At 70.6% G+C, this 2,522-nt stretch carries 2 protein-coding genes; both read right to left on the bottom strand.

Translation table 11 applies throughout. The features are described from left to right. Window positions 1-267 (bottom strand): zinc-ribbon domain-containing protein (locus tag BN11_RS26175; RefSeq protein WP_157044397.1); only part of this gene is annotated, 267 nt, incomplete at its 3' end. Beyond that, the coding region (locus BN11_RS15505) for a serine/threonine-protein kinase (RefSeq protein ID WP_407667988.1) at window positions 252-2,522 on the bottom strand (2,271 nt) is incomplete at its 5' end. The genes BN11_RS15505 and BN11_RS26175, both read right to left, overlap by 16 nt.

The following is a 2,522-nucleotide window of genomic DNA, read 5'->3' on the forward strand; positions in this document are numbered from 1 at the left end:
GGGTGCGGGCGCGGCCGGCGAGCCAGGCACGGCAGGCAGCCCAGGAGAGCCAGCCGGCGGGAAGGGAGCTCCCGGATTCCCTTGTGCCGCAGCCGGACCCGGGTCTCCTGGCGCGGCAGCGGCAGGCCCCGGACCGGTCGCGATGTCGGCGCCGCAGGCCTCGCAGAAGCTTGCGTCGGCGGGCACTGTGGCTCCGCAGGCCGGACAGGACGACTCAGCCACCTTCTCCTCCTTCTTGCGCCAGGGCAGTCTCACACGAGACTCCACGGCCGTATGTCGTTCGCCTTGTCGATCAGCCGCATCCGCTCCAGCGGGTTGTCCGTCACGTCGGCGAGCAGCCGCAGCGCACGTTCGAGACCGGACCGCATACCGTCCGCGGTGACCGGGAAGTCGCCGATCCGCTCCCCCGGCTTCGGGCCGCTCTCCTCGACCCGCGCGAGGGCCTTGCCGTAGATGTCGACGCCGAGTTCGGCGCGCCGGCGGCGGCTGAATCCGGCGTCGTCGGCGGTCTGGAGGGCGAGGGTCAGGTCGGCGGTGTCGCGCGGCTGTGCCGCGAGGTGCTCGGCCCAGTGCTGGCGCGCGAGCGGGTATGCCGAGGAGTTGGGTGGCACGAGCGTCAGAGCCTGCTGCACGCCGTCGGTGTCGCCGCGACTGCCCCGGATCCGCGCCAGGGCGAAGGCCGCCTGCGGGACGTATGCCGCGTCGGTGCGAGCGCAGATCGTGTAGAGCCGCTCGGCGATCTCGTCATTGCCCGACAACTCACATGCGATGGCCAGGCCGAACTTGGGCGCGAGCTCTCCGGGGACCTGCCCGTAGACGGCGTTGAAGGCGCTCTGCGCCTCCGTCGGTGACTTGCGGGCCAGTGCGGCCAGACCCTGCATCCATACCGCCCGCCACTCCCACGGGTCCTCGGCGAGCATCCGTTGCACGACGCCGTCGAGCACCTCCCACTGGCCGAGTTCGAGGGCCGCGCGGGCTTGGGCCAGGAAGACCTCGGGCGTGGCTCCCGGCGCCGACGCGAGCGCCCGCAGCCGCTGGGCCGGCTCCTGCGCCGCGATCGTCGCGAGCCAGCCGATCTGCTGGTCGCTCGAGTCGGGATGCAACGCCGGCAGGTCGGCATACGTCAGGTGGCTGTCACCGGCTGCCGGCGGCGCGAAGAGCACCGATGGCGCGGATGTCGTTGCGGCACCGGCGTTCTTGTCCTGGGCGACCACCTCTCGCAGCACGCCGAGCATCTGCACGCGCATCTCGTCGGCGGAGACGAACCGGTCGTCGGGCGAGGGGGCGCACGCCTTGAGCAGGAGCCGGTAGAAGGAGTCGTATTGCTCGAAGACCGCCACCTCCTCGACCGGGGGCAGCGACTTGACGTACTTGGTCTGATACCCCCGGAACTCCATCGTCAGCACCACGAGGGTGCGACCGATCGTGTAGATGTCCGAGGCGACGCTCACGCCGTGCTCGGCGACCTCGGGAGCCTGGTAGCCGACGGTGCCGAAGATCGCCGAGTCCTGGTCGTCCAGGCGGCGCACCCCACCGAGGTCGATCAGGCGCACCTCGTCACCGATCTGGATGATGTTGTCGGGCTTGAAGTCGCAATAGACGAGCCCGAGGTCGTGCAGGTACTGGAAGGCGGGCAGGATCTCGATGATGTAGGCGAGTGCCTGGTCCACCGGCAGCGGGTCATACTTCCCGGCGGCCCGCATCCGTTGCTTGAGAAGGGATTTCAGCGAGGTGCCGCCGATGTACTCCATGACGATATAGCCGGCGCCTTCGTGCGAGACGAAGTTGTAGATCTCGACGATATTGGGGTGGCTGACCTGGGCGAGGAAGCGCTGCTCGGCCAGCGCCGCGGCCAGTGCGTCGGGGTCGCCGGAGTTGAGCAGGCCCTTGAGCACCACCCACCGGTTCGAGACATTGCGGTCGCGGGCCAGATAGATCCAGCCCAGCCCCCCGTGCGCGAGACAGCCGGCCACTTCGTACTGCCCGGCGACGAGGTCTCCCGGCTTGAGCTTCGGCGAGAAGTCGAACGGCGTGCGGCAGTTGGCGCAAAAGCCGGTGGTGCGCCCCTCCTGCCCGTCCCGGCCGCGTCCCACGGGCTCGCCGCACTTGGGGCAGAAGCGTTTGTCTTCCGGGACAACGGGATTCTTGATGACAGCCTTGGCAGCATCGATCTCGGGCACCGGCGGGACGCTGGTGACGCCGGCGCCGATCCGGGCGGTGCGCATGCGCTGGCTGTGGCCCGAGACCCGGCGAGTGGAGATGGTGCCGCCGCTGCGGGCCCGCTCGGAGCCGAGCGCGGTGGCATCCAGCCGGGCCGAGACCTGCGAGTTGCTGGCCTCGACCGGGCTCTCACCGGAGCCGACCGGCTGCGTGGCCATGGTCGAGGTGGGCGTCGCGGGTGTGCCGCAGACATCGCAGTAGCCGTCGACGATGGTGCCGGTGCAGCCGGGCTGGCGGCAGGAGGGGCCCGCGCCGCGTGGTGCGCCAGCTTGTCCGCGGCGCCACGGGGACGGCGGCACTCC

This window comes from Nostocoides australiense Ben110 (assembly GCF_001050535.1).
GTDB lineage: Bacteria > Actinomycetota > Actinomycetes > Actinomycetales > Dermatophilaceae > Nostocoides_A > Nostocoides_A australiense.